Consider the following 1,369-nt stretch of genomic DNA (forward strand, 5'->3'; position numbering starts at 1 on the left):
CGGATTCAACCGGTCATCGCAACACCAACAAATTGGAGGTTGCGAACATGGCAGGTCGAAGAGCATCAGAGCGGTGCACCCGAGAGAAGTTGCATTCACCCGGGCGTCCATCTGCGTGGTTGCGTGAGCATCATTGTCGCTTCTGGGAGTCTATCGCCCGCGGGCGTTCGAGCGAGGAGGCTGCTACGGATGCTGGCATCTCGACACCGCTCGGGCCGCGCTGGTTTCGGAGTTCGGGAGGTATGCCGCCAACCCATCTGGCGCCTTCGGCGCCGGCGCCCAGCGGAAGATTTCTGACCTTTCGCGAGCGGGAAGAAATCGCCATCGAACTTGCCACGGGATCGGCAATCCGTGCGATCGCGCGTAAACTGGGGCGCTCGCCCAGCACGATCTCGCGTGAAGTACGGCGTAACGCTGCCACGCGTGGCGGCAATCTGGATTACCGTGCCAGCGTCGCGCAGTGGCATGCTGAACGCGCAGGTCGGCGTCCGCGACCGAGCAAGCTAGCCAGCAATCCTGCCCTACGTGCTTATGTCGAGGAGCGTCTTGCTGGTCGGGTCACGAATGCCGATGGTGTCGGCTTTGCCGGCCCTGAAGTGGTATGGAAGAAACGGCGCGCCGTGCTTCGACAAAGTCGGCGCTGGTCGATTGCATGGAGCCCGGAGCAGATCGCCCATCGGCTGCGGATCGATTACCCAGAGGATCCTGCCATGCGCATCAGCCACGAGGCTATTTATCAATCCCTGTACGTCCAGGGACGTGGTTCCCTGCGCCGGGAACTAACGGCTTGCCTGCGTTCCGGCCGAGCCCTTCGCGTACCCCGCGAACGAACTCGCGGTCGTGGAAAATCCTTCGTGGGGGACGCCATCATGATAAGCGAGCGGCCTCCGGAAGTGGAAGATCGTGCTGTTCCCGGACACTGGGAAGGTGATCTCATTCTGGGCCTGCATAGCTCGGCGATCGGCACTCTCGTCGAACGCAGTTCGCGATTTACAATGCTGCTGCACCTGCCACGCGAGGAGGGTTATCAGCGCGGGCAAGGGGTCAAGAATGGGCCGCCGCTTGCCGGGCATGGAGCCGAAGCCGTCCGCAAGGCCATCGCCGAATCCATGCGGGAGCTGCCAGAGAAGCTCCGTCAGTCGCTAACGTGGGACCAAGGTGCCGAGATGGCCCAGCACGCAACGCTCCGGGTCGATAGTGGACTGGAAATCTACTTCTGCGATCCGCAAAGCCCGTGGCAGCGTGGCTCAAATGAAAACACCAACGGCCTGCTCCGCCAGTACTTCCCGAAAGGTACCGATCTCAGCCAGCACTCAATACAGGAACTCGAAGCGGTTGCTCACGCCATGAACACGCGCCCGCGAAAGAC

At 61.9% G+C, this 1,369-nt stretch carries 1 protein-coding gene; it reads left to right on the forward strand.

The window, feature by feature from the left end; all coding sequences use genetic code 11:
• Positions 1-47: 47 nt before the first annotated feature.
• On the forward strand, positions 48-1,369 hold a 1,322-nt coding region (locus tag HWN72_RS30650; protein WP_248006502.1), incomplete at its 3' end, for an IS30 family transposase.

It is taken from the genome of Novosphingobium sp. HR1a (assembly GCF_015594425.1).
Taxonomy (GTDB): Bacteria; Pseudomonadota; Alphaproteobacteria; order Sphingomonadales; family Sphingomonadaceae; genus Novosphingobium; species Novosphingobium resinovorum_A.